The 4,705-nt window shown below is 50.9% G+C and carries 3 protein-coding genes; all 3 read right to left on the minus strand.

What is annotated here, in order from left to right; translation table 11 throughout:
- Window positions 1–135 precede the first annotated feature (135 nt).
- The 3 genes from SFV55_RS12850 to SFV55_RS12860 all read right to left on the minus strand — a co-directional run bounded on the left by SFV55_RS12850 (window position 136) and on the right by SFV55_RS12860 (window position 4,653).
- The gene (locus SFV55_RS12850; protein ID WP_320029910.1) at window positions 136–2,808 is read right to left on the minus strand and encodes a bifunctional acetate--CoA ligase family protein/GNAT family N-acetyltransferase; all 2,673 of its coding nucleotides are present in this window, start codon (window positions 2,806–2,808) and stop codon (window positions 136–138) included.
- Between the two features lie 16 nt (window positions 2,809–2,824).
- Complete coding sequence (pfkA, locus tag SFV55_RS12855) at window positions 2,825–3,793, minus strand: 6-phosphofructokinase (RefSeq protein WP_320029911.1); 969 nt, start codon at window positions 3,791–3,793, stop codon at window positions 2,825–2,827.
- A gap of 68 nt (window positions 3,794–3,861) precedes the next feature.
- Window positions 3,862–4,653: a hypothetical protein gene (locus SFV55_RS12860; protein WP_320029912.1), complete on the minus strand. Its 792-nt coding sequence runs from the start codon at window positions 4,651–4,653 to the stop codon at window positions 3,862–3,864.
- Between the last annotated feature and the right edge of the window lie 52 nt (window positions 4,654–4,705).

Consider the following 4,705-nt stretch of genomic DNA (forward strand, 5'->3'; position numbering starts at 1 on the left):
TTAGGTGGTGAAAAAGAAAAAACCTGCGTAGCAGGGTATTGTTTCACCACCTAAGAAACCTAAGACACTAAAGGGGCACCTCAGTAATATATAGCTTGGACCAATTGAAACTCCTTAGCGCAAAACGATAAAATATTACAATTTCAACTCAACCTCATACACTTCCATATCGCTTTTATCAAAAGTAAAGCCTCGCTTTTCAAAGAGCCGAATCATCGACTTATTCTGCGACAAAACCGAGGCCACAATTTTTTCAATCTTTCGATCCCGAGCAATGTCCAAAATGTAATCGGTCATGATATTGCCCAATCCACGGCCCTGGAAATGATCCGCAATCAGGATAGAATACTCCGCTGTTTCCCGCCAGGCATCTTCGATGATCCGCACCGAGCCTAATAATTCTCGACCGGCCCCGCGGTTGATCTCCGCCACAATGGCCATTTCCCGATCGTAATCAATATGGGTAAAGCGAATCATCCAGGCGTGGTTGATTTTTGGAATGTAGCCAAAAAAACGCATGTACAAAGAATCGTTGGAAACGCCCTGTAACATTCGGGCCATGGCCGGTTCATCTTCCGGACGAATCGGCCTCAGGGTAACCACTTCACCCGTTTTCAGGGTAAGTGTTTTGCTGTATTTTTTACCTGGGTAGGGTGAGATGACCAAATGGCGGTATTCCGGGCCATCATTTTCCAGGCTGATTTCCTCCAACAGCACTGTTGCATCCACCACAATCCCTCCTTTTACGTCGGCTAACAGGGGATTCATTTCGATTTCCTTGAGTTCTGGAAAATCCATGACCAGGTAGGCGAATTTGCAAAGCAAAAAATCGAGTTCCGCCAGATTACTTCCTGGCTGCCCCCGATACCCTTTCAACAAGGGATACATCCGGGTCCCCTCGATGAGGCGTTGCGCCAGAGCCATGTTTAAAGGGGGCAAACCCATCTGGGTATCCTTAAACACCTCTACGGCGATTCCCCCACGTCCAAATACAATCACCGGCCCAAAAACCGGGTCTTTTTGAGCGCCTATGATGAGTTCAAAGGGGCGGTAAACCATTTTTTCCACCATCACTCCCTCTGCTTCAGCATCAGGTTGATGCTGTTTGAGATTGTGGAGCGTATTGCGGTAAGCCAGGCGCAAGGCATTTTCATCCTGCAAGTGCAGGTGTACCCCACCCACTTCGGTTTTGTGACCGATGGCTGAAGAAACCAACTTCAGTGCTACCGGATACCCCAACTGTTCCCCCGCCTCGGCAGCTTCTTCAATGCTTTGGCAAAACAAACTCCGATTGACCGGGATTTGATAAGCCGCTAAAAGTGCTTTGGCTTCGTGATCAAGCAATACGTTGCGCTTTTGCTGACGGGCGTTTTGGATGATGGTTCGGGCTTTGGCCGTGTCGGGCTCAAAATCCTTGGGGATGGCCGGAGGGGTTTCGTACAACAATTCCAAATCGCGCATGTACCGATGAATACGCAAAAAGGCATCTACGGCGCTTTCCGGAAAACGGTAATTGGGTATTCGACCCGCTTCCAGGATTTTGCGGGCTGCTCGTACTTCCCCTTCCCCCATCCAGGCGCTGAGTAAGGGTTTGTTGCAGTTGCGACTGGCTTTGACCAATGCCTCTGCCGTGGCTACTGCCTGGGCTTCATTGTTGGGGGAAAAAATGGCCAAGACTCCGTGGACTCCCTCATCGCGCAAACAGGTTTGTACGGCCATGGCGTATTGTTCGGGGTCAGGCTGGCTGGGCAAGTCAACGGGATTACCTATCTCTTGAGTGGATGGCAGAATCCCGCTCAATGCTTGAATGCTGCGATTGGACAAAGTGGCCAGTTGTCCCCGATTGTGGATCAAGTGATCGGTTGCCAGTACGCTAGGGCCCCCACCATTGCTGACGATAGCGAGGTTGTTGCCCCGGGGGCGGGGCTGCATGGCCAGGGCTTGTGCCAGGTTAAACAATTGGGCGATGGTGGTTACCCGAATGACCCCGGCACGCCGGAATGCCGCATCAAAAGCAGCATCGTTGCCCGTGAGGGTAGCAGTATGAGAGAAAGCGGCTTTTACCCCTTCCTCACTACGTCCAGCTTTGAGTACAATAATTGGTTTGTAGCGGGCAAAAGCCCGGGCTGCACTCATGAACCGCCGGGCGTTTTGCAGGCTTTCCATGTAGATCAGGATGCAGGAAGTCTGCGAATCGGAACCGAAATAATCAATCAAATCGGCAAAACCAATGTCTGCCATTTGCCCGGGGCCTACGACGTAACTAAAGCCGACCCTTTGTTCAACGGACCAGTCCAAAATAGAACTGAGCAGGGCTCCACTCTGGGAAATCAAGGCAAGATTACCTGGCAGGGGCATTTTGGTAGAAAAACTGGCATTGAGCCGTTGATGTGGGGCAATAAATCCCATGCTGTTTGGCCCTAATAAACGCATTTGGTGACGGCGACAAATCTGTTGGGCTTGCTGGCGGTATTGCTGCAGGACTTCAGCAGGGTAAAGCTGATCGGAAGCGACCAGGGCAATACTGCCAACCCCGGCCTTGCCACATTCATTGAGCAATTCGCCCCATTGATTGGGCGCAATGGCAATGAGCGCAAGGTCAACTTTGGCGGGTAATTCGGCGATCGTTTTGAACGAAGCAGGGCCACCTGCAGCTAAGCCACTAGGTGCCACAGTGTAGATGGGGCCTTTAAAACCAGCTTGTGCCAGGTTGTGTACCAGGCGGTAACCGGGATTTTCCACATCAATGAAGTCACCAATGATGGCTAGCGATTGTGGTTTAAAAAGCTTGTCCAGCTTCTGCTTCATGGCTTATACATTTACGCTAACCCAACAAGTCGACCATTTCTACCAGATTGCTGTCCATTTGTTGGTGTTTGATGCACTGCGCAAATGGAGTATAGACAATTTCGTTGTTCACAATCCCGATCATTACGTTGGATTTGCCCTCGATCAGGGCCCTGGTGGCTGCTACCCCCATCCGACTGGCGCGTACCCGTTCCATACAGGTTGGGCGGCCACCCCGTTGGATGTGCCCCAGGATGGAAACCTTGATTTCGTAATGGTTAAGCCTTGCCTTGACCATTTCGGCAATTTTGTGGGCACCACCCGCCTCGTCTCCTTCAGCCACCACCACTATACTGGAGCTCTTTTTGTTTTTCCATCCCCATTCCAGCTTTTCAATCAAACCTTCAATGTCGGTATGGGTTTCGGGTACCAGAATGGCCTCGGCCCCGGTAGAAATCCCTGCTGCCATGGCAATAAATCCGGCATCACGTCCCATTACTTCGATGAAAAACAAACGATCGTGGGCATTGGCTGTATCGCGAATTTTATCGATTGCGTCCATGGCTGTATTGATCGCCGTATCGTAGCCGATGGTATAATCGGTACCTGCCAGGTCGTTGTCGATGGTGCCAGGGCAACCTACAAACTTGATGTCGGGGTATTCCTGCATAAAAATGTGTGCACCAGTAAAGGTTCCATCTCCTCCAATGGCAACGATGCCATCAATGCCAAATTTGGCCAGGTTTTCGTAGGCTTTGCGGCGGCCTTCGGGCGTGCGGAATTCGGCGCAGCGCGCTGAACGCAAAATTGTTCCGCCTTGTTGAATGATGTTGCTGACCGAATGGTGATCCATGTCGTACATGTCGCCATCAATAAAACCTTGGTAACCACGACAGATACCCGCAGCAGCGAGGCCTTCGTGCAAGGCAGTACGCACTACTGCGCGGATACAGGCGTTCATGCCCGGAGAGTCTCCACCAGAGGTGAATACAGCAATCTTTTTCATGTTGTTCGGGTTGTTGGGGTGACTGTAGGGAAAGGAATCGATCGTAGGGGTAGCCGCGAGGGCTATCCCTACACGAAACGTCGCCGCACCAACTTGATGAACGATTGTGCAATTTCGCTGCGTTCATCTTCGCCCCAGTTGTACTGTGTGGCTATCCCTACGAGGTAACTTTTGGCGCTGTCCAAGCTGGGAAAATTATTCAAAGCCCGCAGGACTTCGTCCAATTTGTTCATGTCCCGACCAAACAGCTCATTCATGTACAAGAGTCGATCGTTGATGGACATACCCTTGGTAAGGTCGGGGATGGGTATCTCGCTCAGTTTTTCAGACAGCTCGGTTGCTTTTTTGAAAGAGAAGAGCGCTTCTACCCGGTTATTGCTAGTACTTAATGAAGGGGTAGGTTCTGGGGTTACGGGTGGAGGTGGTGGTGGTTTTACCGGAGTTGGCTCCGGTTTTACCTCTACCACTGGCGGCTTGTATGTCTCTACGGGTGGAATGTATACTTTAGGCTCTTCGCGTACCTCTACAACCGGGGCTGTTTCTACCTTGGGCGGCTCTACATTGACCACGGGTGGTACGTAGGCCTTGGGCGCTTCAAAAACCGGCTTGACGGGCTCCGGCTCGGGTTTGGGTTCTGGCTTGGGCTCCGGCTTGCTGACTGGAATTTCTACCAGCGGAGCACTTACGGTGATTTTACCAGCGTCTACCACATCGTCCAAAAAGCTTTGGTACAACTGGCGCAGGTAACTCAACATCAGGTCGCGCTCAATTGGTGTAGGTTGAGGCGAACCATCCATTTCCATACTCTTGAAGAGTGAATTGATCTTACGAACGAGAATTCGGGCTTGTTGCAAATCCATTGCGGCTAATTCATTTTGGGTTACAAAATACGGAAATGTTTGTTACGAATGT

The sequence above is a fragment of the Haliscomenobacter sp. genome (assembly GCF_033763495.1).
Taxonomy (GTDB): Bacteria; Bacteroidota; Bacteroidia; order Chitinophagales; family Saprospiraceae; genus Haliscomenobacter.